Here is a 23,421-nt window from a genome sequence, read left to right as displayed (position 1 = left end):
ATGACGTCTACCGACGCGCTGGTACGGGTCGCCACGGGCCACGGGGTGAGCACCCTCACCCTGGACAGCCCGCACAACCGCAACGCGCTCTCCACCCCGTTGATGACCGAACTGTTGGCAGGGCTGGCCGCCGCGGTCGCCGACGACGCGGTTCGGGTGATCGTGCTGGACCACACCGGCCCGGTCTTCTGTTCCGGGGCGGATTTGACGGAGACGGCGGCGGCGTACGCCAGCGGGACGGTGCCGGCCGGGATGCTGGGTGACGTGCTCGCGGCGCTCCGGGAGTGCCCGAAGCCGGTGCTGGCCAAGGTCGCCGGCCCGGCCCGGGCGGGCGGCCTGGGGCTGATCGCCGCGGCCGATCTGGCGGTCTGCGCCGCCGGGGCCACGTTCGCCTTCACCGAGGTACGGATCGGGGTGATCCCGGCGGTGATCTCGGCGGCCGTGCTGCCCCGGCTGCACTCCCGGGCGGCGGCCGAGCTGTACCTGACCGGTGACATCTTCGACGGCCGGCGGGCCGCCGAGATCGGCCTGGTCACCGCCGCTGTGCCCGCCGACGAGCTGGACGACGCGGTGCGACGCTACCGGGATTCGCTGGTGCGCGGTGCCCCGGCGGCGCTGGCCGGCGTCAAGGCTCTGCTGCGCCGCCCGGTCGCCACCGACCTGCGCGCCGAACTGGCGGAGCTGACCGCCCTCTCCACCCGGTACTTTCGCTCCGCGGACGGGGTGGAGGGGGTCGCCGCGTTCCGGGAGAAGCGCCCGCCGCGCTGGGTGGCCGAGCTCGACGGGGGTGAGTAGCGTCCGGGACGGGGAACCACCGCTCGCGGCGTACGCGTCGCGGGCCGGGTGCAACCGGACGGACGACGGCGTACTGGCCGAACGGGGACGTACGCTTGGCGGGTCGTCGTACGGGAGGTGTGGGTGCGGACTCGGGCAGTCGTGACGGGTTGCGTCGTCCTCGTGCTGATCGCCGTGATCGGCGTCGTTCTCGCCATGCGGCAGGTCGGCGAGCAGTTGAACCTGCCGCTGGTCGGCCGAACATGCACGGTGCAGGCCGACGGCACGGTGACCCTGAACTCGCACCAGATGGCCAACGCGGCGACCATCGCGGCCATCGGCATCCAGCAAGAGCTGCCGGACCGGGCGGTGGTGGTGGCCCTGGCCACCGCGTACCAGGAGTCCGGGCTGCGCAACCTGGCCGGCGGCGACCGTGACTCGGTCGGGCTGTTCCAGCAGCGGCCGAGTCAGGGCTGGGGCAGCCCCAAGGAGATCCGCGACCCCCGGTACGCGGCCGACAAGTTCTACGCGGCGCTGAAGAAGGTGCGCGGCTGGGAGCAGATGCGGGTCACCGACGCCGCACAGAAGGTGCAACGCTCCGCCTTCCCGGAGGCATACGAGAAGTGGGCCGACGAGTCGGAGGTGCTCGCCCGGGCTCTGCTCGGCCACGCCACCGGCGCGGTGGTCTGCACCTTCGGCGGGGATCCGGCGATGCGCGGCGAGGCCGCCGCCACCGCCCTGAACCGGGGGCTCAAGCTCGACTGGGGGCTGGCGCCCTCGGCCACCACGGCCAGCCTGACCGGCCTGACGGTGGCGGCCGGGAACCAGCGCGAGGGCTGGCGGTACGCGCACTGGCTGGTCGCGCACGCCAACGACCACGGCGTGAAACGGGTCCGTTTCGGCGACCTGGAGTGGACCAACCGAGGGCGCTCGTGGAGCCGGGTCGACGCTGACGTCGACCAGCCCGCCGAGGTGGTCGCAGAGGTCTTCGCGGACGCGTAGCGGATCCCGACGGCCTTACCCGCAGTCACCGCAAAATCCGGCTTTTCCCCACGAGACGGGCGGCACGCAGGGCGAAAGTAGCTGTCGGTAGTCGCGTCGCGGCTGTCGGTCGCCATGCCCGCGCGATACCCGCAGGGTGCCTGTCGATGCTCGGCCAAGGGCGTTACGATCGGCTGCCTGTGCCAGAAATGGTTTCACCTCTTGGGGAGGGGTACGACGTGGCATTCGACTACGGCGACCGGACCGGCTACGAACCGATCAGCGACGTCGACCGCAAGGAGTTCCATGAGCAGGGCTTCCTCCTGCTGCGCAACGTCCTGACCGAAGACCACCGGGCCGCTCTCGAGGCCGCGGTCGACCGGGTGTACGAGGAGGAGAAGGCCAAGGGCAAGACCACCAAGGACGGCACCCTGCACCTGCTGGGCTTCCTCGACCGCGACGAACTCTTCGGTGACCTGCTCACCCACCCGATCGCCTTCCCGTACATGTGGGGCCTGGCTGGGTGGAACATCTACTCCCACCACAACCACCTGGACGTCACCCCGCCGGCCCTGGAGCCGGAGAAGCCGTACTGGGGTTGGCACCAGGACGGGTACCGGCAGAACTCCGACCCGGAGACGATGGACCCGAACCTGCCCCGGCCGATGTTCTCGCTGAAGGTCGCCTACGTGCTCTCCGACCTGTCGGAGAACGGTCGCGGCGCGACCAAGGTGATCCCCGGCAGCCACCTGTGGAACTCGCTGCCCCGGCCGGCGGACACCACGGTGCACAACCCGGACCCGGAGGGCACCGTCGAGATCACCGCCAACCCGGGCGACGCCTTCATCTTCGACCGCCGCCAGTGGCACTCCCGCTCGACGAACCTGTCGAACATCACCCGCAAGATGCTCTTCGTCGGCTACACCTACCGGTGGATCCGCCCGTTGGACGAGCTGCACATCGACAAGGACGGCGAGTGGTGGGCCAACCGCACGCCGGTGCAGCGCCAACTCTGTGGCGAGGGCACCCACACCGCGAACTACTGGGGCATCAACTGGGACGGCTACATCGACGACGAGATCCCGCTCCGCAAGGAACTGAAGCAGCGCAACCAGCTCAACCGCAACATCCCCTGGCTCCGCTGAGCGGGTAAGGAAGGGCCCCTTTTTAACGCCTGGCGTAGTAAAAGGGGCCCCTTTTAACACCTACGTGCCCGCACTCACCGGGTGTACCACACACGAAAGGCGCCCGACCTGGATGTCGGGCGCCTTTTCGAGATCAGCTGTTACCGGTGGGTGACCCCCCGACGGCTGCGGCCCACTCCGGCGACCAGCGCGACCGCGACGGCGGCCAGCAGCACCTGAAGCATCAGCTCCCGCCAGTCGATACCGGCGGTCTCGGCGAAGCCGGAGGCGCGGGCGATCACGGTGCCGAGCAGCGCGGCGCCGACACCGATGAGCATGTGCAGCCACATCGGCATGCCCTGCCGGCCCGGTACCACGAGCCGGCCCAACGCGCCGACGATCAGACCGACGATCAGCGCGGTGATGATGCCCCAGACGGTGAGCTCCATGTCGCTCTCCTTCACAAAAGAAGTTCCACGTTTCGTGGCTCTGCTGTCGTGACCGCCTAATGCCCGAGCCGCGAACTTCCCAAACCGACTTTCCCGGCGGGACGTCGCATCGGGGCTGAGACAGCACAGCGGATCCGAGACACCGCAGAACATGGCCACCACGGGGCCCGTCCGGCCCGACGCACGACGGGAAATACGCCAACCGGCGCCCGGCCAGATACGGCCGGGCGCCGGCGAGGCGGATGTGGTTACCGGTGGGTGACGCCGCGGCGGCGACTTCCCACGCCGGCAACCAGGGCCACCGCGATCGCGGCCAGCGCGACCTGGACCGCGAGCTCGGCCCAGTCGACACCGGCGGTGACCGTGGCGATGCCCATCGCGCGGGCAAGCACCGTACCGAGCAGCGCCGCACCGACGCCGATGAGCATGTGCAGCCAGATCGGCATGTCCTGCCGGCCTGGTACCACGAGACGGCCCAACGCGCCGACGATCAGACCGACGATCAACGCGGTGATGATGCCCCAGACGGTGAGCTCCATTGTCGCTCTCCTAACCGGAAGATGTCATTCTGCGGGGGTTCCTGTCGTGCCGATCCAGTTCCCTCGGCACCGAAATCCCAAACCGGCCATGACACCACGTCACTTCTTCCCCGCGGCCTTGCCGTCGCCTGAGTCGGAGGAGAGCGCGGCGATGAAGGCCTCCTGCGGGACCTCCACCCGGCCCACCATCTTCATCCGCCTCTTGCCTTCCTTCTGCTTCTCCAGCAGCTTGCGCTTGCGGCTGATGTCGCCGCCGTAGCACTTGGCGAGCACGTCCTTGCGGATCGCCCGGATGGTCTCCCGGGCGATCACCCGGCTGCCGATGGCCGCCTGGATCGGCACCTCGAACTGCTGGCGCGGGATCAGGTTGCGCAGCTTCGCCGCGATGGTGGTGCCGTAGGCGTACGCCTTCTCCTTGTGCACGATGGCGCTGAACGCGTCCACCGGCTCGCCGTGCAGCAGGATGTCGACCTTCACCAGGTCGGACGCCTGCTCGCCGGAGGGTTCGTAGTCCAGCGAGGCGTAGCCCTTGGTACGGCTCTTGAGCTGGTCGAAGAAGTCGAAGATGATCTCGGCCAGCGGCAGTGTGTAGCGCAGCTCCACCCGGTCGGAGGAGAGGTAGTCCATCCCGAGCAGGCTGCCCCGCCGGCCCTGGCACAGCTCCATCACGGCGCCGACGTAGTCGGTGGGAGTGAGCACGGTGGCCCGCACCATCGGCTCGTACACCTCGGCGATCTTGCCGGTCGGGTACTCGCTCGGGTTGGTGACCACGACCTCCTCGCCGTCCTCCTGGATGGACCGGTAGACCACGTTCGGCGCGGTCGAGATCAGGTCCAGGTTGAACTCCCGCTCCAGCCGCTCCCGGATGATCTCCAGGTGCAGCAGGCCGAGGAAACCGCAGCGGAACCCGAAGCCGAGCGCGCCGGAGGTCTCCGGCTCGTACGCCAGCGCGGCGTCGTTGAGCTTGAGCCGGTCCAGCGCGTCCCGCAGCGCCGGGTAGTCCGACCCGTCGATCGGGTACAGGCCGGAGTAGACCATCGGCTTCGGGTCCTTGTAGCCGCCGAGCGGCTCGGCGGCCGGCCGGTTGTTGATGGTGACGGTGTCACCGACCCGGGACTGCCGGACGTCCTTCACGCCGGTGATCAGGTAGCCGACCTCGCCGACGCTGAGCGCGTCGGCCTTCACCATCTCTGGCGAGATCACCCCGATCTCCAGCAGCTCGTGGACCGCACCGGTGGACATCATCTTGATCCGGTCCCGGGCACCGATCCGCCCGTCCATGACCCGGACGTAGGTGACCACGCCCCGGTAGACGTCGTAGACCGAGTCGAAGATCATCGCTCGGGCCGGGGCGTCGGCGTCGCCGACCGGCGGGACGAACTGCCGGACGATCTCGTCGAGCAGGTACGGAACCCCGTCGCCGGTCTTGCCGGAGACCCGGATGCAGTCCGCCGGGTCGCCGCCGATCAGGTGGGCCAACTCCTCGGCGTACTTCTCCGGCTGGGCGGCCGGCAGATCGATCTTGTTGAGCACCGGGATCACGTGCAGGTCGTTCTCGAGCGCGAGATAGAGGTTCGCCAGCGTCTGCGCCTCGATTCCCTGGGCCGCGTCGACCAGCAGGATGGCGCCCTCGCAGGCTGCCAGCGAGCGGGACACCTCGTAGGTGAAGTCGACGTGACCAGGGGTGTCGATCATGTTCAGCACGGCCTGCTCGCCGGCCCGCTCGCCGTCGCGGATGGTCCACGGCATCCGGACGGCCTGGCTCTTGATGGTGATGCCGCGCTCGCGCTCGATGTCCATCCGGTCGAGGTACTGCGCGCGCATCTGGCGCGGGTCGACCACGCCGGTGAGCTGCAGCATCCGGTCGGCCAGGGTCGACTTCCCGTGGTCGATGTGGGCGATGATGCAGAAGTTCCTGATCCGCGCCAGGTCGGTGGCACCAGGAGCGTTCGCGCCGGGATCGAGCGTCGGTGGCACAGCGGTCCGTTCTGGTCGGCTGACGGTGAGCGGGCCGGCGCGCCGGCCCACTCTATGCTCCCACGTCCCCGGCGAGCGTCGGCCGGGCGTCCGTCACTCCTGCGGCGGTTCGACGAAGAGGGCGGCGAGCCGAGGCAGCCGGCGTCGGGCCTCGTCGGGGTCGTCGAAGTCCCAGAAGTCGTTGAGGTCCGGCTCCGGGCTCGCCGGCCGGTCCATCGGGAGTTCGGTCGCGGTCGCCCGGCGGTACGCGTCCCACGGCACGGCCAGCATGTCGGCGCACTCGAACTCCTCGCCGCTGAGCGAGGCGGTCCGCACCCGGGGCAGTTCGGCGAGCGAGTCCGGCTCGGCGACCGCCCGGGCGAAAACCGCCCGGCCCTGGGTCATCAGCCAGCCACGGAAATGATCGAACCCGTCGTCGGAGACGCCCCCGTTGATCAGGTACGCGGCACCCCAGAGGTCGACCCGGTGGGAGGCGGCGAGGACCCGCTGCTGGTGGTGGGCGTACCCGAGGATCTCCTCCGGATCGCGGTCGGCGAGCAGCGCGACGGCCCGGGCGGCGACGGCGCCGGGCTCTGCCGCACCGGCGCGGGCCCGCTCGATCAACTGCCAGAAGTCGTCGGTCCTCATGGCCTGGCAGTCTGGCAGACGTCGGGCAGCATGGTCTGGTGAGCGCCTGGTCCCCGCCGCCCGTGCCGTACCACGCGACCGCCCGGCGGCCCGCGTGGCGCACGTTGCCGGCGGCGGTCCGCTCGGCGGTTTCGGCCCGGCTCGGCGCGGCGGTGGTCGAGGCCCGCGGCGCCGGCGCCGGATTCACCCGGGGTTTCGCCGCGGTGCTGCGCACCGCCGACGGTGCCAGCGCGTTCGTCAAGGCCGCGCCCCACGCCGAGCAACCGCACCTGGTCGACTGGTACGCCCGGGAGGCGGCGATCCTGACCCGGTTGCCCGCCGGGCTGCCGGTGCCCCGACTGCGCTGGGCCCTCTGGGAGGCGGGCTGGTACGCGCTCTGCCTGGACCCGGTCGACGGCCACACTCCCCGGCTGCCCTGGGATTCGGCCGAGCTGGACGCCACCCTCGCCGAGTACGCCGACGTCGCCGCCGCGCTCGCCGACCCGCCGGCCGAACTGGTCGACCTCGGGCTGCCCCGGCTCGCCGACCTGGCCCGCGACGACATCCTCTGGTGGGACGAGGTCGCCGCCGGCCGGGAACCGCTGCCGCCGCTGCCCGCTTCGGCTCGGGGACGGCTCGCCGAACTGGTCGCGCTGGAGTCGCGCCTGCCCGGGTACACCGCCGGGGCGGCCGGCCTGACCCACGGCGACCTGCGGGTGGACAACGTGCTGATCGACCGGGCCGGTGCGCCCTGGTTCTGCGACTGGACGTGGCTCTGCCACGGGCCCGCCTGGTTCGACCTGGTCGGCCTGCTGATCACCGGGTACGCCAGCGGGCTGGACGTCGACGCCCGCTTCACCGCTCATCCGGCCGCCGCCGGCGCGCCCGACGACGCGCTCGACGTGGCCCTGGCCGCCCTCGCCGGCTACCACCTGACCGCCGCCGCCGCCGCCGCGCCGCCGACCGCCTCGGCCAGCCTGCCCGCCCACCAGCGGTGGACCGGTGAACAGGCGCTCGGCTGGCTGGCCCGCCGCCAGGGCTGGACGTGACCACCTCGTGCCCAGCCGCCCCGGGCCACCCAGGGTGACCGCCACGGCCACCGGGTGCCGTTTTGGCCCGTCCGGGGCGACCTGGTAACCTGGCTCTTCGCGTAGCGATGACGCATGCTCGTCGTGCGCACAAGCTGACCAACCCGAGCTATCAAGACGAGGCTGTCGCGTGGCGAACATCAAGTCCCAGATCAAGCGCAACCGGCAGAACGAGAAGCGCCGGCTGCGTAACAAGTCGGTCAAGTCGTCGCTGAAGACCGCCATCCGCAAGTTCAACGAGGCCGCTGAGGCCGGTGACCTCGAGAAGGCCACCACCCTCATGCGGGACGCCTCGCGCAAGCTGGACAAGGCAGTCAGCAAGGGCGTCATCCACACCAACCAGGCCGCGAACCGCAAGTCGGCGATCGCCAGCCGGGTCGCGTCGTTCTCCGCCTGAGCCGGCGACCCAGGACAAGACCTGACGAGAGCCCCGGGCATTGTCCGGGGCTCTCGCACGTCACATCACCGGGCGCTGACCGCCTCCAGATCCACCGGGCGCTGACCGCCTCCAGATCCACCGGGCGCTGATCCCGTCCGGCGTCACCGGGCGCTGACCGCCTCCGGATCCACTGGGCGCTGACCGCCTCCGGCGGACGCCTGATCAGGAGCCCGCGTCGGCCGTCGGCGGCCCGCCCTGATCGGGAGCGACCGCGCCGGGCAGCGCTCTGCGGCGCAGCCGATCGGGCACCTCGGCCCGCGTCGATTCCATCGGGTCCGCGCCGACCACCATGCCGGTCACGCGGCGCGGCAGCCAGTCGACGCGTACCCGCCCGACGACCGGTTCCATCTGCCGCCGGAACCGGTCGCGCTCCTGCTCCGGCACTGCCGCGGCCGAACGGACCACCGCGGCGGCCACCAGGTCGTTGAGCTTGACCATGACGGCCACCGCCGCCGGCAGCACCAGCACCGCCCACGGTTTCACCAGCTCGGCGAGGGCGAGCAGGGCCGCCAACGCGATCGCCCCCTCGAAGAACACGAAGCAGAGCACCCCGCCCGGGTTGACGAAGCGCAGCCCGAGCACCCGGGCGTAGAGCGGACGGTAGCGTTCCTCCTCGGCCGGGATCGTGGCCCACGAGCCACGGAGGGCTCCGCTCACCTGGCGCCACCCTGCCGCGCGGCGGCCACCGAGAAGACCGCCTTCTCCAACGCGTACGCCCGGTCGTCGGAGCCGCCCTTGACGGCCGCGTTGCACTCGGCCGCCGCCTGCATGGCCCGGACCAGCCCGTCGGGCGTCCAGCCGCGCGCCTGCCGTTGCGCCCGTTCGACCTTCCACGGCGGCATGCCCAGGCTGCTCGCCAGCTGGTAGGGGCTGCCGCGACCGGCCGAGGCGACCTTCGCCACGGTGCGTACCCCGTCGGCGAGGGCGTCGGCGATCGGCACCGGATCCACCCCCACGTGCAGCGCCCAACGCAGCGCCTCCAGGGCACCCGGAAGGTCACCGACCATGGTGGCGTCGGCCACGGTGAAACCGGTCACCTCCACCCGGCCCCGGTAGTAGCGCGCCACCGTGTCGGCGCCGATCCGGCCGTCGGTGTCGGCGATCAACTGCGAGCAGGCGGCCGCGAGTTCTCGCAGGTCGTTGCCGACCGCCGCGATCAGCGCCTCGGCGGCGTCGTCGGTGCACCGCGCGCCCGCCCGGCGGAACTCGTCGCGGACGAAGGCCACCCGGTCCCGGTGCCCCTTGAGCTTGGTCGCGGGCAGCACCTGGGCGCCGGCCGACTTCAACCCGTCGGCGAACGCCTTGCCCTTGGCCGCGCCGAGGTGCTGCACCACGAGTTGCACGTCCGGGTCGGGATTCTTCGCGTACGCCAGCAGGGCGGCGACCAGGTCCTTGCGGGCGTCCTGGCCGGACCGCAGCACCAGCACCCGGCGCCCGCCGAACAGCGACGGGCTGAGCATCTCGTCGATCTCGCCGACGGTGAGCTGCCCGGCGGCGTACTCCCGCACGTCGACGTCCGGGTCGGCGGCGCGGGCGGCGGCGACGGTTTCGGCCACCGCACGCGTGGCGAGCAGCTCCTCGTCGCCGAGGACGAGAACAATAGGAGCGGCACTGGCGGCGGTCACGCCGCCCATATTCGCACGCTCGGCGATCTGGTCCAGTCCGGTCGTCCGGACTGCGCGGGCGGAGCCCGAACACAGCGCAAATCCAGACATCTACCTCTTTTTGCCTTAAACCAGGACCGATTCATGGTTTGGCCCGGCTCAGGTCCACCCCACCGGTCACCACCGCCAGGCCCGCGGGCCCCACCAACGCCGCGACATCCCCGTCGACGTCGGTACGCAGCACCCGCGCACCGTTGCGGGACAGCCGGGCCAGCACCGCCTCGCTGGGATGGCCGTAGGTGTTGCCCGCCCCCACCGGCACCAGGGCCACCGCCGGCCGGACCGCGTCCAGAAAGGCCGGATCCTGATACGCCGAACCGTGGTGGGCCACCTTCAGCACGTCCGCCCGCAACCCGTCCGGCGGCAACCGTTCCCGCAGTTCCCGCTGCAACTCCGTCTCGGCGTCCCCGGCGAGCAGGATCCGCACCCCACCCACGGTGGCCAGCACCACCAGGGAGTTGTTGTTCGGATCCGACCTGGTGCCCCGCATCGGGTACGGCGGGCCGAGGACCACCAGGTCGACCAGGCCGGCCTGGTAGCGCCAGCCGGCCGCAGCGGCCACCAGCGGGGTGCCGTGAGCGGCGGCGGTGGTGTGCACCAGGTCCCGCCCGATCGCCGGCTCCGGCCACTGCGGGGTGAGCACCGTGTCCACCCGACGGCCACGGAAGACGCCGGCCACCCCTGCGGTGTGGTCGACGTGGAAGTGGCTGATCAGCAACAGCGGCACCCGGCGTACGCCGAGCCGGCGCAGGCAGGCGTCCGCCGCCCCCGGATCCGGACCGGCGTCGACCACGACAGCCCGGCCGGCCGCCACCGGCAGCACCACGGTGTCGCCCTGGCCCACGGCGCAGACGGCGATGACCCAGCCGGTCGGCGGCCAGCCGGGCGCGAGCACCCGCACCGGCACGGTGCCGAGCACCACCGCGAGGGTCAGCACCACCACCAGCCGGCGCACCACCGGCCGCCGGGCCGCCACCAGGAGCGCCACGGTCAGCCCGGCCAGCAACAGGGCCCCGGACACCCCGTCGGGCCAGGGCAGGTTACCGGCCGGCACCCGGGCGCCGTACCGGGCGACCAGCACCAGCCACCACGCCGGCCAGTGCGCCAGCCAGGCCGCCAGCTCGGCACCGACCGGCCAGAACGGCGACACGGTCGCGGCCAGCACACCCAGCACGGTGGCCGGGGCGATCGCCGGCACCACGAGGAGGTTGGCCGGCACGGCGACCAGGCTGACCGTCCCCGACAGACCGGCGATCACCGGCGAGCAGGCCAACTGCGCGGCGGCCGGCACCGCGAGGGCCTCGGCCGCACCCGGCGGTACGCCCCGCCGGCGCAGTCCGTCCCGCCAGCGCGGCGCGAGCAGCAGCAGGCCACCGGTGGCGAGCACGGAGAGCGCGAAACCGGCGTCACCGGCCAGGTCGGGATCGACCAGCACCAGCACCGTCACCGCGGCGGCCAGGGCCGGCACCGCGGCCCGGGGTCGACCAGCGGCCAGGGCGGCGAGCCCGATCGTGCCCATGGTGGCCGCCCGGACCACGCTCGGCGACGGCCGGACCAGGATGACGAAGCCCACCAGGGCCACCCCGCACAGCCCCGCGGCCAGGACCGGGCCGGCGCGCGCCCAGCGAGCCAGCAGCAGCACCGCTCCGACGATGATGGCGACATTGGAACCGGACACGGCATTCAGATGGGTCATCCCGGTGGCCCGGAAGTCCTCCTCCACCGTGTCGGGCAACTCGCTGGTGTCCCCGACCACCAGGCCGGGCAGCAGGCCACCCGGCTCGTCGGGCAGCGACGCGCAGGCCTGTTGCAGGCCGGCGCGGAGTCGGCCGGCGGCCCGTTGCAGGGCCGACGGCGATCCGATCCGGGCGGGTGGGCCGGTGGCGGTGAGCACGGCGCCGGTCAGGTCGCCGCCACGCGGCTCCGCCAGCCGCCCCTCGGTCGTGAGCCGCTGGCCGGGCAGCAGTCCACGCCAGCCCGGATCGTCGGCGAGCACCAGCATCCGGGCCGGCACGGTGACCCGCTGCCCCGCCGGGCCGTGCACGCTCACCAGTCTGGCCCGCACCAGCAGGGTCGGCGGACGGCCCACGATGCCACCGCGCACCGCCCGCGGATCGTCCCGGACGACCAGTTCGGCGGTGACCCGGGCACCTTCGTCGAGCAGGGCGCGCAGCGGCGCGGCGTCGCGTACGGCCAGCCGGGACGAGGTGGCCGCGCCGCCGCAGAGCACACCGAGCAGGATCGCCACCACGATCCAGCCGTAGCGGCGGGCGAGCGCGCCGGGACGGCCGACGGCTCCGAGCAGGTGCAGCGCCGCCAGTACGGCGAGGCCCGCGGCCGCGACGGCCACCAGCAGCGTACGCCGGGCGTCGAGGTGCAGCCCGGCCAGCGCGGTGAGCCACGCCGCCACGGCCAGCCCGGCCAGCCGGAGATCAGGTGGTGCGCCACCGCCCGGGACACCGGTCGCCTCGGCCGTCCCGGTCGCGGGCCTGTCGTCCGTCCGCGCCGCCCCGGCGAGTGTCCCCGTCGGCCTGCTGCTCGCCTTCACACCGTCACCAGGCTCTTGAGCTGCTCGTACCGCGCGTCGCCGATGCCGCTGACCTGGCGCAGGTCGCCGACGGACCGGAACCCACCATGCTGGTCGCGGTGCTCGATGATGCGCCGGGCGAGCACCGGCCCCACCCCGGGCAGCGTCTCGAGCTGAGCGGAGGTGGCGGTGTTCAGGTTGACCCGACCGCCGGCGGCGGGATCGCCGCCCGGCACCGTGCCATCGGCCGGCGCCACCCCCGGTGGTGGGGTGGGTGCCGTCACGCCGACCAGGATCAACTCGCCGTCGGCGACCTTCCGGGCCGGGTTCAGCATCGCCACGTCCACCCCGGGCAGCGCCCCGCCGGCCGCCTCGACGACGTCGGCGACCCGTGCCCCGGCCGGGACCCGGACCAGCCCGGGACGGCGGACCTTACCGGCGACGGCGACCACCAGTTGCCCGGTCGGCGTGGCCGCCGGCTCGGCGCCGCCCGGAGCCTCCGGGCCGTCGCCGGCCGGGTCCGGGGTGCCGGTGGCGCCCGTCGCGGCGACGACCGGCTCCACCTGAGGGCGGGACCGCCAGGCCCAGACGGCGGCGACGAGCACCACCAGGACGGCGACCGCCGCCAGCGCCCGGACACCCCGCCGGCCCGGGTCGAACGCGCCCGGCCCCGGCAACCGGGACTCCGGCATCGGCTCGACCTCCACCGGCTGCGGCTCGTCGGCCCCGGCCATCTCGGGTGGATCCGGTCGCGGCCCGGCGGCCCCGACCGGCACGGATCGCGGCCCGTCGTCGGCATGGATCGGCAACAACACGGTCGGCCAGTCCACCCGGGACGGATGCCGCCGGGACGGCGGCTCCGGGTCGGTGGACCCCATCGGCCGTACGTCCGCAGCGCTCGCCGGGCCCGCCAGCAAGCGCCGAAGGCGTTCCCGAACCACCGTCTCCTCGTCGTTGGACACGGCGCGAGGCTAGAGCGGCGAGGTCGCCTCCTGCCGGTCGACAGTGCCCGGTCTGTGGACAGCCAACGAACTGTGGACAACGCCCTGATCATGCCCACCATGTGCTAATGGCTCGTCCGGATCAACCCGGCGCAATGCGCCCGACCAAGCGGCGTGACGAGCGGTTACGCGACAAGCAGGAGCACGCTGATCTCGCCGCCCACCTGCGCCGCGCCCGGCTGGCCAACCCGGAGCCACGGCAGGCCCTGCACGCCGTCTGCCGCGCCTACCTGGAGTTCGCTACCGAACGCCCCGCCCTCTACCAGGCCATGTTCGTCATGCCGACCGACGTGAAGTTCGCGCACGCCGAGACACCGCCCCCACTGCGCGCCGCCTTCGACGAGTTCGTCAGCTGTCTTCGTTCGGACAACGCGCTACGCGAACTGGTCGCCGAAGTCATCTGGAGCGCCTTGCACGGCATCGCCACCCTGTCGGGCAGCGGCCGTATCCCCCTGGACAGTCAGGAGCAGCGGCTCGACTTCCTCGCCACCCGGCTCGCCGACACCCCGAACTGACCGGCCCATGCCCCTGTTGTGGCAATGTGCCTCCAGGGAACGGGGAGTCCTCAGCGGGATTCCGGGTCGAGGCCGAGCGCCGCGCGACCGCCGTCCACCGGCAGGGTGACGCCGTTGATGAAACTCGCCGCCGGGGAGAGCAGGTACGCCACCGCCTCGGCCACCTCCTGCGGCTGCCCGATGCGGCCCACCGGATGCAACCGGGCCAGCTCCACCTCGATCCCGCGTACCCGGTCCGGCTCCTGGCCAGCGAGGAACGCCTCGTGCCGCTCGGTCGCCACCGAGCCGAGCGCGACCGCGTTGGCCCGGATGCCGTGCCGTCCGTACTCCACCGCCAGCGCCCGGGTGAGCCCCTCGACGGCGGCCTTGGCGGTGGCGTACGGCAGGCAACCGGGCACCGGACGGCTGGCCTGGTGGGAGGAGACGTTCACCACGGCGCCGGCGGTCCCGGCGGCGAGAAAGCGGCGTACCGCGGTGGCGGCACCGACCACGGCGGGCCGCAGGTTGCGCGTGATCAGGTTGACGACCTCGCCGACCGGCGCGTCGTGCACGGAGGCGTCCCGGAACACCGCGGCGTTGTTGACCCAGCCGGTGAGCGGGCCGGACCGTTCCGCCAGGTCGGCGGCGCGGGCCGCGACGCCCTCGTCGGCGGCGTCGCCGATCACCGCCACCAGCCTCCCCGCCTCGGCATGCCGCGCAATCCAGGACACCGCCTCCGGGTCGCGCTCGACCACCACGACGGTCTCACCGCCGGCGAGCAGCCGCTCCACGATCCCCCGACCTACCCCGCGCCCGCCTCCGGTCACCACACAGGACACCGCACACACCTCCCCCACCTCGACAAGCCTCGGCCGCGCGAGCATTCTCGCCCGGCGGAAATGAAACGGCCCACCATCAGCAGCGGCGGTGAATGACCACGCAGGCCAGACCGGGGCCGGCGTGGGCGGCGACGACCGCGCCCGCCTCGGAGACGTAGGTGTCGTGCACCCGGTCACCGAGCCGGGTGGTCAGCGCGCCGAGCAGTTGCTCGGCCCGTTGCGGCGCGGCGAGGTGGTGCACGGCGAGGTCCACCGGCGCGTCGCCGGCCGCCTCGGCGGCCAGGTCGACCAGGCGCGCCACGCCCCGGCTGGCGGTACGCACCTTGTCCCGCAGCACGATGGCGCCGTCGGGCATGTGCAGGATCGGCTTGACCGAGAGCGCGGTGCCGAGCAGCGCCTCGGCCGCGTTGATCCGGCCTCCCCGGCGAAGGAACTCCAGCGTGTCGACGTAGAAGAAGATCGTGGTACGCGCGATCGTGTCGACGGCGGCGGCCCGTACGCCGGCCAGGTCGGCGCCGTCGGCGGCGGCCCGGGCCGCCGCGAGGACCGGGAAGCCGAGGCCCATCCCGCAGGACCGACTGTCCACCACCCGCACCCGGTCACCGAGCTGGGCCGCCGCCAGCTCGGCGGCCTCGACCGTGCCGGACAGGTCGGCCGACAGATGCACCGAGACCACACCGTCGGCCCCGGCGTCCAGCAGTTCACGGTACGTCCGGACGAACTGCTCCGGGGACGGACGGGAGGTGCTCACCGTCACCCGCCGGGCGCTCAGTGCGCGGGTGGCGTCCGCCGGGAAGGTCTGGACCCCCTCCAGTCCCTCGGCACCGTTGAGCACCACGGTCAGCGGCACCACGGTCAGCCGGTACGCCGGCACCAGCTCGGGTGGAAGGTAGGCGGTGGAGTCGGTCACGACCGCGACGGGCATGCCCGGCACGGTAGCCGATGCGGCCGCTGCGACCGACACCCTGTTAAGAAGGGGCCCTTTCTCTACCTGAGACGTTAAGAGGGGGCCCTTCCTTACCGAGCCGGGCCGGGGCGGACATCTGGCCCACGTTGTGGGCGCGCAGGTGCCAGCCGCGGCCGGTGTCGTGGCGCAGCTCGGTCCAGTGGCAGTTGCGCAGCGAGCCGATGGTGCGCAGCACGGCGTGCTCCCAGCCGAGCAGGTAACCGCACCCCTGCCGGGCGGCGCCGCCATGGGTGGCGACCACGATGGTGCCGCCGGCCGCCTCGGCAGCGACCTCCTGCAACGCGGTGCCGATCCGCTTGCCCAACTCGTCCAGCGGTTCGATGCCCGCCCCCGGGTCGGGGTCGCCGGCCCGCCAGCGGGCGTACTCGTCGGGAAACCGCTCGGCGATCTCGGTGAGCAGGAGGCCCTGCCAGCGGCCGAAGTGGCGTTCGCGCAGCCGGGCGTCGGAGCGTACCGGCAGACCGGTCAGCGCGGCCAGCGCGGCGGCGGTGTCCGCCGCGCGGCTCAGGTCGCTGGCGACGATGGCGTCCGGCCGCATCTCGGCGAGCAGCGGCGCGGCGGTTCGCGCCTGCTCCCGACCGAGGTCGTTCAGCGGCGCGTCGGACTGGCCCTGGACCCTGCTGGCGGCGTTCCAGTCGGTGTTGCCGTGCCGCCAGATGATCAGGCGGGTCACTCGCCCGATCCGGCGGCGGCCTCCGCGCGAGCCAGGTTCCGGTTGTCGAACGGTACGGTCGGGCAGTCCTTCCAGAGCCGGTCGAGCGCGTAGAACTCGCGTTCCTCGGTGTGCTGGACGTGCACGACGATGTCGACGTAGTCGAGCAGCACCCAGCGCCCGCCGCGTTCGCCCTCGCGCCGGACCGGCTTCGCCTTCTCCGGCAGGTTGAGCAGGGCCTCCTCGATCGCGTCGACGATGGCCAGCACCTGGCGCTCGTTCGGGGCCGCGGCGAGCAGGAACGCGTCGGTGATGGCGAGCTGGTCGCCCACGTCGATGATGACGATGTCCTGAGCCTTCTTGTCGGCTGCCGCCTGGGCGGCGGTGATCGCCAGCTCGTGAGCGCGTTCGGAAACTGTCACCGTTCTCCCTCGATCAACCGTGCGGTGCTTCCCAGCCTCTCACACGGGCCGGATCCGCGGCCCATCGGTTTTCGCCGAAAACCGTGATGGAGCGGTCGAATCACGCCCGATAGAGGCGTCTCTTCGCGATGTACTGCACCACACCGTCCGGCACCAGGTACCAGAGCGGTGCGCCGCGGGCGACCCGCGCCCGGCAGTCGGTGGACGAGATCGCCATCGCCGGCACCTGCACCAGGCTGACCGTGTCGGCCGGCAGGTGGGCGTCGGACAGCTCGAAGCCGGGCCGGGTCACCCCGATGAAGTGGGCCAGCTCGAAGATCTCGTCCAGGTTCTTCCAGCTCAGGATCTTCTCCAGGGCGTCCGCGCCGGTGATGAAGAAGAGCTGGGACTTCGGCCCGTAGAGCTCGTGCAGGTCGCGCAGGGTGTCGACGGTGTACGTCGGGCCACCCCGGTCGATGTCCACCCGACTGACCTGGAAACGCGGGTTGGAGGCGGTGGCGACCACCGTCATGAGGTAGCGGTCCTCGGCTGCGCTGACCGGCACGTCCGCCTTCTGCCACGGCTGCCCCGTCGGCACGAAGATCACTTCGTCGAGCCCGAACCGGTCCGCCACCTCGCTCGCCGCCACGAGGTGCCCGTGATGAATCGGGTCGAAGGTACCGCCCATGATCCCGATCCGCCGGATGTCGTCCGCCACCCCATGATCCTAGAACCCGCCCCGGGCCGGGTCGGCAGCCCTCGGCGCCGCCCCGTCCAGCGGGTGCTCAGGCGGTCACGGCGGCCACCGCCGTCCGGGCCACCAGAGCCCGACGCAGGTCGTCGTCGGCGTCGGTGACCACCCGACGCAGGCCGGGCGTGAGGTCGTCGCGGGCCAGCAGCGCCGCGGCCGCCTCCCGGGTGGGCTGCGCGACGGCGTAGCGGGGAAAGGCCAGCGTGGCCACCTCGTCGGCCACCCAGGGCGTACGCAGCCGCGCGGCGGCCGGCATGTCGGTGAAGTACCGCTGGACGTAGTCGACGGTCAGCTCCACCTGCTCGGGTTGCCAGAAACCGGCGGCGGTGGCCTCGACCAGCCGGTTGGACAGCTCGGTGCTGGACACGATGATCTCCCACGCGGCCCGCTTCGCCGCCGGGTCGGACAACGCCGCCCGGCATCTGGCGGCGTGCTCCGCGCCGGCGGCGCTCGGATCGGCCGCCACCTGCACCGCGACCTCGGCCGCGCCAGCCGCGCCCAGCGCCACCAGCCGGGCCAGGATCGCCCAGCGCAGCTCGACGTCGACCGCCAACCCCTTCGGCACGTCCCGGCCGGCGAGCCAGCCGGCGAGCAGGTCGGTGTCGGTGGTCGCGGCGATCAGGCCGCGCGCCGCGGCCAACTGCAGCGACTCCCCCGGTACGGCGCCGTCGAGCAACCGCCGACAGGCCCCGGCGAGCACGGCCAGGGCAGCCTGCCGCGCCGCCGCATCGAGGTAGCGGTCGATCAGCGAACGGCTCAGGGTCAGCACGTCCTCGGCGATGATCACCTCGGTCTCCGTGGGCAGTGCCGCCGAGATCAGCTCCACCACCGCGCCGACCGGCCGCTCACCGTCGGTCGCCGCGTCCAACGCCTCGCCCCACAGCAGCGCCCGGGCCAACGGGTCGGTCAGGCGGGGCAGCAGCAGTGCCACGGCGTCGGCCGAGGCGGGATCGAGCCGGATCTTGGCGAAGGTCAGGTCGCCGGCGTTGGGCAGCAGGACCGCCGCCGCCGGCTCGCCGGCCAGCCCGACGAGCACCGTGCGCCCGTCGTCGACCTGCGGGTCCAGGTCGATCTCGACGCTCTCGGCGGTGCCGTCGACGGCGTACCGGCCCACGCCGATGCGGTGCGGGCGCAGCACCGGGTGCGTGGGCGGCGCGGTCTGCGCGACGGCCACCTCGGTGTACCGGCCCCGGTCGTCCACGGCCACCTCGGCCCGCAGGGTGTTCACCTGGGCGGTGCGCAGCCAGCTCTGCGCCCAGTCGCCGAGGTCCCGGCCGCTGGCGGCGGAGAGGCTCGTCAGCAGGTCCGCCAGGGTGGCGTTGCCGAACCGGTGCCGGGCGAAGTGGTCGTTCAGGCCGGCCAGGAAGGCCTCGTCGCCGAGCCACGCCACCAGCTGCCGCAGCACGCTGGCGCCCTTGGCGTACGAGATGCCGTCGAAGTTGAGCAGGGCCTCGGCGGTGTCGGTGACCTGTTCGGGGGCGACCGGGTGGGTGGAGGGGCGCTGGTCCGCGGCGTACCCCCACGCCTTGCGGCGCAGCGCGAAGGTCGTCCACGCCCCGCCGAACCGGGTCGCCTCGGCGGTGACCCGGGTGCCAAGGTATTCCGCGAACGACTCGTTCAGCCACAGGTCGTCCCACCAGCGCATGGTGACCAGGTCACCGAACCACATGTGCGCCATCTCGTGGGCGATGGTGGTGGCCCGCAGCTCACGCTGGCTGTCGGTGACCACGGACCGGAAGATGTAGTCGTCGCGGAAGGTGACCAACCCAGGGTTCTCCATCGCCCCGGCGTTGAACTCCGGCACGAACGCCTGGTCGTACTTGCCGAACGGGTAACGCTCGTCGAAAAGCTGGTGGAAACGGTCCAGGCACTGCTTCGTGACGGTGAGGATCTCCTCCGCGTCGGCATCCAGGTGCTCGGCGAGCGAGCGCCGACAGTAGACCGCGAGCGGGATCCCGTCGTGGCTGTCCCGGCGTACGTGCCAGGGACCGGCGATCAGGGTGAAGAGGTACGTCGCGATCGGCAGGGTGGGGGCGAACTCCCAGCGCCCCGGGCTCGGGTTCGCCGCCAACTCGGCGTTGGCCACGATCGTCCAGCTCGGCGGTGCGGTGACCGTGAGGGTGACCGGCGCCTTGAGGTCGGGCTGGTCGAAGGCGGCGAAGATGCGCTGCACGTCGTCCAGGAAGGACATCGCGTAGAGGTAGGTCTCGCCGTCGGCGGGGTCGACGAAGCGGTGCATCCCCTCGCCGGTGTTGGTGTACGCCATCTCCGCGTCGACGGTCAGCGTGTTCTCCCCGGCCAGCCCGGTCAGCGGCAGCCGGTTGTCGTGCAGCGCGGCGGGGTCGACGTCGGCGCCGTTGAGGCGTACCGCCAGCAGTTTCGCGGGCTTGACCTCGACGAAGGTCTCGGTGGCGGTGGCCCGGAACCGGATCGTGACGTGTGAGCGGAACAGCTCCCCGTCCCCGGTGAGGTCGATGTCCACCTGATAGGACGTGACAGCGATCGACGCGCCACGCGCGGTCGACTCTGCACGGGTCAAGCTCGGCATCCGCTTATCCTGCCCGATGGGCCGAGCAACAGGCTTGCCCATTCCCCCTGATCCTGGAGGACTTGACCATGACAACGCACCCCAAGGGCGACTTCGACCTCTCCCGGGCGGTCTGGCAGCGGGCCGAGGGCGACACCTCCGAAGCGGCGGTGGAGGTCGCCTTCATCGACGACCTGGTGGGCATGCGCAACTCCGCCGAGCCGGACGGCCCGGTGCTGGTGTTCACCCAGGCCGAGTGGGACGCCTTCGTCGCGGGCGCCCAGGACGGCGAGTTCGACCTGGAGTGAGCCTCCCGCCGCCAGCCGGCGGGTGACCGCCCGGGGCCCGTCAACCTCGGTCACCGTCGCCCCACCCCAGGCCGCCGGGACCGGGCGCGTGGTGAAACCCGGGATGGTCGGCGACATCGGCGCAGCGCTCGCCGTCGGGGCCCACCGCGCCGCAGAACAGCCGCTCGGCCCGCTGCCAGTTGTCGGCCGGCGAGAACGCGGCCGCGCCGAGCGCCAGCTCGGGTCGCAGCAGGCTCAGCGCCTCGGCGTACCCGACCGCCAGGTCCCTGGCGACGGCCGGATCGGGCGCGGTGAAGCCCAGGTGCGCGGTGAAGAACCGGTCCGGCCGGGCCTGCCGGCGCGGCGGCGCGATCAGCGGCGGCTCCGCGCCGCCGCGCCCTGCCCCGGTCATCCACCGCCGCCAGTACGCCGGCCTGTTGTCCCGCATCCGTCCCCTCCCCCGTCTGGGCACCGCCGCTCGCAGTCAACCAGGTTCGTCCGCTGCGGGGAGGGGCCAGCCGGCGTACCCACCACCGTCGGCCCGCCCATGACCGATTCGCCGTTTCTCTGCGGAGTCGCACCAGTGGACTGGAAAATGGGGGATCATCCACGGAGGTGACATCAGTGGCCCATCACGCAGGGGACAGCCGGGCGGGACGCACCCGGGTCCAGACCGCCGCCCTGGCCGTGGCAGCCGTCTTCCTGCTCATCGGCGTGCTCGGGTTCGTGCCGGGCATCACCACCGGCTACGGCGACATGACCTTCGCCGGGCACCACTCGGGAGCGAAGCTCCTCGGCCTGTTCCAGGTCTCGGTCCTGCACAACCTGCTGCACCTCGGCTTCGGGCTGGGCGGCCTCCTGCTCGCCCGCCGCGTCGCCGGCGCCCGCGTCTACCTGGCCGGCGGGGGCGCGCTCTACCTCGGACTGTGGCTCTTCGGCCTGGTGGTCGGCGAGCAGCACGCCGCCAACTTCATCCCGGTCAACTCGGCGGACAACTGGCTGCACCTGGGGCTCGGCCTCGGGATGATTCTGCTCGGCCTGCTGCTGTCACCGAGCGCCGGGGGCAGCAGCAGACGGCTCGACCGACCCTGACACCCCCGGCCCGGCCGGCACCGCGACGGGCCCCTGGCGTGGCCAGCGAATGTCCGGCGTTGGCTGTCCGGCGCCGCCGGCGTGCCGGCTACCCGGCGTCGTCCACCCCGGCGTCATCCACCCCGGCGTCGTCGTCGGCTGCGGGCTCGACCTCGTCGGCGGGGCGCTGCCGGCGAGCCTTGCGGGCCGCCAGCCGCTCGGCCGCGCTGGCCCGGGTCGGCTTCTCCTCCAGCCGGACGTCGCGCCCCCGCGCACCGGGCACGAAGTCGACACCGGCGTAGAGCAGCGGCTGCCAGTCGAACTCCCGGCCCGCGATCCGGACCAGATCTCCGGGCTGGGCGCCCGCCTTGGCCAGCTGATCCTCGACGCCCAGCCGGGCCAGCCGATCGGCAAGGTAGCCGACTGCCTCGTCGTTGTCGAAGTTCGTCTGGCGCACCCACCGCTCGGGGCGGGTGCCGCGCACCGTGTACGAGCCGTCCTTCTCCGCCTCGATGACGAACCCGGCGTCGTCGACCGCCTTCGGCCGGAGCACGATCCGGGTCGGCTCGGCCGGCGGCGCCGATGCCCGCCCCTGCTCGACCAACTCGGCCAGCGCGTAGGTGAACTCCTTCAGCCCCTCCCGGGTGGCCGCCGACACCTCGAACACCGGCAGGCCACGCGCGGCCAGGTCGGGGCGGACGATCTCGGCGAGGTCGCGGCCGTCAGGCACGTCGATCTTGTTCAGCGCGACCAGTCGCGGCCGGTCGGCCAGGCCGCCGTACGCGGCCAGCTCCGCCTCGATGGTGTCGATGTCGGCCAACGGATCCCGGCCCGGTTCCAGGGTGGCGGTATCGATCACGTGCACCAGCACGGCACAGCGTTCGACGTGCCGCAGGAACTCCAGCCCGAGCCCCTTGCCGGTGGCCGCGCCCGGGATCAGACCGGGCACGTCGGCGACCGTGAAGGTGTGGTTGTCGACCCGGACCACACCGAGGTTCGGTACCAGCGTGGTGAACGGATAGTCGGCGATCTTCGGCTTGGCCGCGGAGATCACCGAGATCAGCGACGACTTGCCGGCCGACGGGAAACCCACCAGGCCGACATCGGCGACGCTCTTGAGCTCCAGCACCACGTCAAGTCGTTCACCCGGCTCGCCCAGTTCGGCGAAGCCGGGTGCCTTGCGGCGGGCGTTGGCCAGCGAGGCGTTGCCCCGGCCACCGCGTCCGCCCCGGGCCACCTCGAAGGTGGTGCCGACGCCCACCATGTCAGCCAGCACGGTGCCGTCCAGGGTCTGCACCACCGTCCCGTCGGGCACCTTGAGCACCAGGTCGGCACCGTTGGCACCGTCCCGGTTCGAACCCGCGCCCCCCCGGCCGTTCGCGGCCTTGACATGCGGGCGGAAGTGGAAGTCGAGCAACGTGTGCGCCTGCGGGTCGACCACCAGGGAGACCGTGCCGCCGTGTCCGCCGTTACCCCCGTCGGGGCCGCCGAACGGCTTGAACTTCTCCCGGTGGATCGAGACACAGCCGTGCCCGCCGTCGCCGGCCTGCAGGTGCAGGACGACCCGGTCAACGAACGTAGTCACGCCGCAATCCTTCCAGCGGGGATCGCCCCCGCGTGAGAAAAGGCGAAGCGGGCCGGGACATCAGGTCCACGGCCCGCGACGCCTTCGAGCTACTGCTGCGACACGATGCTGACGGTCTTGCGACCGCGCTTGGTGCCGAACTGGACCGAGCCGGCCGCCAGCGCGAAGAGCGTGTCGTCGCGGCCCCGGCCAACGAGGTCACCCGGGTGGAACTTGGTGCCACGCTGCCGGACGAGGATCTCGCCCGCGCTGACGACCTGACCACCGAAGCGCTTCACGCCGAGCCGCTGAGCCGCGGAGTCACGGCCGTTACGCGAGCTGGACGCACCCTTTTTGTGAGCCATCTTCTGACGACCTACTTCCCGCTGGTGATGCCGGTCACCTTGACCTGAGTCAGCGGCTGGCGGTGACCCTGGCGCTTGTGGTAGCCGGTCTTGTTCTTGAACTTGTGGATCCGGATCTTCGGGCCCTTGGTGTGCGCGGCGATCTCGCCGGACACCTCGACCTGAGCGAGCTTCGCCGCGTCGGTCACCAGGTCGTCACCGTCGACGAGGAGCACCGCGGCGAGCTTCACCGCATCGCCGGGGGCACCGGCGAGCTTCTCGACCTCGATCACGTCGCCTTCGGCGACCTTGTACTGCTTGCCGCCGGTCTTGACGATCGCGTACATCGGAGGCG

At 72.4% G+C, this 23,421-nt stretch carries 26 protein-coding genes; 8 read left to right on the top strand and 18 right to left on the bottom strand.

Annotation, left to right across the window (positions count from 1 at the left end; translation table 11 throughout):
- The 3 genes from IEY61_RS23330 to IEY61_RS23320 all read left to right on the top strand — a co-directional run bounded on the left by IEY61_RS23330 (window position 1) and on the right by IEY61_RS23320 (window position 2,900).
- Window positions 1-795: an enoyl-CoA hydratase-related protein gene (locus IEY61_RS23330; RefSeq protein WP_189047851.1), complete on the top strand. Its 795-nt coding sequence runs from the start codon at window positions 1-3 to the stop codon at window positions 793-795.
- 117 nt (window positions 796-912) lie between these two features.
- On the top strand, window positions 913-1,776 hold the full coding sequence (locus tag IEY61_RS23325; RefSeq protein ID WP_229706377.1) for a hypothetical protein: 864 nt from the start codon (window positions 913-915) through the stop codon (window positions 1,774-1,776).
- 218 nt (window positions 1,777-1,994) lie between these two features.
- Window positions 1,995-2,900, top strand: a complete 906-nt coding sequence (locus IEY61_RS23320) for a phytanoyl-CoA dioxygenase family protein (RefSeq protein ID WP_229706376.1) — start codon at window positions 1,995-1,997, stop codon at window positions 2,898-2,900.
- Window positions 2,901-3,040: 140 nt separating this feature from the next.
- Here IEY61_RS23320 and IEY61_RS23315 read toward each other — a convergent pair whose 3' ends face one another.
- From IEY61_RS23315 to IEY61_RS23300, 4 genes are all read right to left on the bottom strand, one after another.
- Window positions 3,041-3,328, bottom strand: coding sequence for a GlsB/YeaQ/YmgE family stress response membrane protein (locus IEY61_RS23315; protein WP_189047847.1), 288 nt, complete (start codon window positions 3,326-3,328; stop codon window positions 3,041-3,043).
- 248 nt (window positions 3,329-3,576) lie between these two features.
- Window positions 3,577-3,867 (bottom strand): GlsB/YeaQ/YmgE family stress response membrane protein, encoded by a 291-nt coding sequence (locus IEY61_RS23310; protein WP_189047845.1) that lies wholly within the window; start codon window positions 3,865-3,867, stop codon window positions 3,577-3,579.
- 99 nt (window positions 3,868-3,966) lie between these two features.
- Window positions 3,967-5,844 carry a translation elongation factor 4 gene (gene lepA, locus IEY61_RS23305; RefSeq protein ID WP_189047842.1) on the bottom strand — a complete coding sequence of 626 codons (1,878 nt, stop codon included), beginning with the start codon at window positions 5,842-5,844 and terminating at the stop codon, window positions 3,967-3,969.
- 93 nt (window positions 5,845-5,937) lie between these two features.
- Window positions 5,938-6,471: a DUF4240 domain-containing protein gene (locus tag IEY61_RS23300; protein WP_189047840.1), complete on the bottom strand. Its 534-nt coding sequence runs from the start codon at window positions 6,469-6,471 to the stop codon at window positions 5,938-5,940.
- 38 nt (window positions 6,472-6,509) lie between these two features.
- Here IEY61_RS23300 and IEY61_RS23295 point away from each other — a divergent pair, with 38 nt between their 5' ends.
- Together IEY61_RS23295 and rpsT are read left to right on the top strand one after the other, a co-directional pair.
- On the top strand, window positions 6,510-7,499 hold the full coding sequence (locus IEY61_RS23295; protein ID WP_229706375.1) for a phosphotransferase family protein: 990 nt from the start codon (window positions 6,510-6,512) through the stop codon (window positions 7,497-7,499).
- Window positions 7,500-7,668: 169 nt separating this feature from the next.
- Window positions 7,669-7,935, top strand: coding sequence for a 30S ribosomal protein S20 (rpsT, locus tag IEY61_RS23290; protein WP_189047838.1), 267 nt, complete (start codon window positions 7,669-7,671; stop codon window positions 7,933-7,935).
- 204 nt (window positions 7,936-8,139) lie between these two features.
- On the opposite strand, the gene IEY61_RS23285 is transcribed toward rpsT, so the two are convergent.
- The 4 genes from IEY61_RS23285 to IEY61_RS23270 all read right to left on the bottom strand — a co-directional run bounded on the left by IEY61_RS23285 (window position 8,140) and on the right by IEY61_RS23270 (window position 13,130).
- A complete protein-coding gene (locus IEY61_RS23285) occupies window positions 8,140-8,634 on the bottom strand; it encodes a hypothetical protein (RefSeq protein WP_229706374.1) in 495 nt (164 codons plus the stop codon).
- The gene (holA, locus tag IEY61_RS23280) at window positions 8,631-9,611 is read right to left on the bottom strand and encodes a DNA polymerase III subunit delta (protein ID WP_189047836.1); all 981 of its coding nucleotides are present in this window, start codon (window positions 9,609-9,611) and stop codon (window positions 8,631-8,633) included. The genes IEY61_RS23285 and holA overlap by 4 nt, the downstream gene beginning before the upstream one ends.
- A 112-nt stretch (window positions 9,612-9,723) precedes the next feature.
- Complete coding sequence (locus tag IEY61_RS23275) at window positions 9,724-12,189, bottom strand: ComEC/Rec2 family competence protein (protein WP_189047834.1); 2,466 nt, start codon at window positions 12,187-12,189, stop codon at window positions 9,724-9,726.
- Entirely contained in the window at window positions 12,186-13,130 is a 945-nt protein-coding gene (locus IEY61_RS23270) for a ComEA family DNA-binding protein (protein ID WP_373293201.1), read from the bottom strand. The genes IEY61_RS23275 and IEY61_RS23270 overlap by 4 nt, the downstream gene beginning before the upstream one ends.
- Window positions 13,131-13,237: 107 nt before the next feature.
- Between IEY61_RS23270 and IEY61_RS23265 the strand changes: the two genes are divergently transcribed.
- Window positions 13,238-13,684 carry a TetR-like C-terminal domain-containing protein gene (locus IEY61_RS23265; RefSeq protein WP_229706373.1) on the top strand — a complete coding sequence of 149 codons (447 nt, stop codon included), beginning with the start codon at window positions 13,238-13,240 and terminating at the stop codon, window positions 13,682-13,684.
- Between the two features lie 50 nt (window positions 13,685-13,734).
- Here IEY61_RS23265 and IEY61_RS23260 read toward each other — a convergent pair whose 3' ends face one another.
- The 6 genes from IEY61_RS23260 to pepN all read right to left on the bottom strand — a co-directional run bounded on the left by IEY61_RS23260 (window position 13,735) and on the right by pepN (window position 19,821).
- A complete protein-coding gene (locus tag IEY61_RS23260; protein ID WP_308424588.1) occupies window positions 13,735-14,502 on the bottom strand; it encodes an SDR family NAD(P)-dependent oxidoreductase in 768 nt (255 codons plus the stop codon).
- 76 nt (window positions 14,503-14,578) lie between these two features.
- The gene (locus IEY61_RS23255; protein ID WP_189047830.1) at window positions 14,579-15,427 is read right to left on the bottom strand and encodes a DegV family protein; all 849 of its coding nucleotides are present in this window, start codon (window positions 15,425-15,427) and stop codon (window positions 14,579-14,581) included.
- A 43-nt stretch (window positions 15,428-15,470) separates the two neighbouring features.
- On the bottom strand, window positions 15,471-16,142 hold the full coding sequence (locus tag IEY61_RS23250; protein ID WP_189047828.1) for a histidine phosphatase family protein: 672 nt from the start codon (window positions 16,140-16,142) through the stop codon (window positions 15,471-15,473).
- Window positions 16,139-16,543, bottom strand: coding sequence for a ribosome silencing factor (rsfS, locus tag IEY61_RS23245; RefSeq protein ID WP_189047826.1), 405 nt, complete (start codon window positions 16,541-16,543; stop codon window positions 16,139-16,141). The genes IEY61_RS23250 and rsfS overlap by 4 nt, the downstream gene beginning before the upstream one ends.
- A 100-nt stretch (window positions 16,544-16,643) precedes the next feature.
- Window positions 16,644-17,240 carry a nicotinate-nucleotide adenylyltransferase gene (gene nadD / locus IEY61_RS23240; protein ID WP_189047824.1) on the bottom strand — a complete coding sequence of 199 codons (597 nt, stop codon included), beginning with the start codon at window positions 17,238-17,240 and terminating at the stop codon, window positions 16,644-16,646.
- 67 nt (window positions 17,241-17,307) lie between these two features.
- Complete coding sequence (gene pepN, locus IEY61_RS23235) at window positions 17,308-19,821, bottom strand: aminopeptidase N (protein ID WP_189047822.1); 2,514 nt, start codon at window positions 19,819-19,821, stop codon at window positions 17,308-17,310.
- Between the two features lie 68 nt (window positions 19,822-19,889).
- Between pepN and IEY61_RS23230 the strand changes: the two genes are divergently transcribed.
- Entirely contained in the window at window positions 19,890-20,108 is a 219-nt protein-coding gene (locus tag IEY61_RS23230; RefSeq protein ID WP_189047820.1) for a DUF397 domain-containing protein, read from the top strand.
- 40 nt (window positions 20,109-20,148) lie between these two features.
- Here the strand turns inward: IEY61_RS23230 and IEY61_RS23225 are convergent, their stop codons facing one another.
- Complete coding sequence (locus IEY61_RS23225; RefSeq protein ID WP_189047818.1) at window positions 20,149-20,535, bottom strand: hypothetical protein; 387 nt, start codon at window positions 20,533-20,535, stop codon at window positions 20,149-20,151.
- Window positions 20,536-20,711: 176 nt separating this feature from the next.
- On the opposite strand from IEY61_RS23225, the gene IEY61_RS23220 reads away from it, so the two are divergent.
- Entirely contained in the window at window positions 20,712-21,179 is a 468-nt protein-coding gene (locus IEY61_RS23220; protein ID WP_189047815.1) for a DUF4383 domain-containing protein, read from the top strand.
- A gap of 88 nt (window positions 21,180-21,267) precedes the next feature.
- On the opposite strand, the gene obgE is transcribed toward IEY61_RS23220, so the two are convergent.
- From obgE to rplU, 3 genes are all read right to left on the bottom strand, one after another.
- Entirely contained in the window at window positions 21,268-22,743 is a 1,476-nt protein-coding gene (gene obgE, locus IEY61_RS23215; RefSeq protein WP_189047813.1) for a GTPase ObgE, read from the bottom strand.
- 89 nt (window positions 22,744-22,832) lie between these two features.
- On the bottom strand, window positions 22,833-23,087 hold the full coding sequence (gene rpmA, locus IEY61_RS23210) for a 50S ribosomal protein L27 (protein ID WP_189047811.1): 255 nt from the start codon (window positions 23,085-23,087) through the stop codon (window positions 22,833-22,835).
- Between the two features lie 11 nt (window positions 23,088-23,098).
- On the bottom strand, window positions 23,099-23,413 hold the full coding sequence (gene rplU / locus IEY61_RS23205) for a 50S ribosomal protein L21 (protein ID WP_189047808.1): 315 nt from the start codon (window positions 23,411-23,413) through the stop codon (window positions 23,099-23,101).
- Window positions 23,414-23,421: the final 8 nt, after the last annotated feature.

This window comes from Micromonospora sonchi (assembly GCF_014646235.1).
In the GTDB taxonomy this organism is placed as follows: domain Bacteria; phylum Actinomycetota; class Actinomycetes; order Mycobacteriales; family Micromonosporaceae; genus Micromonospora; species Micromonospora sonchi.
The sequence above is the reverse complement of the archived record's forward strand: the minus strand, read 5'-3'. Positions and strand labels throughout refer to the sequence as shown.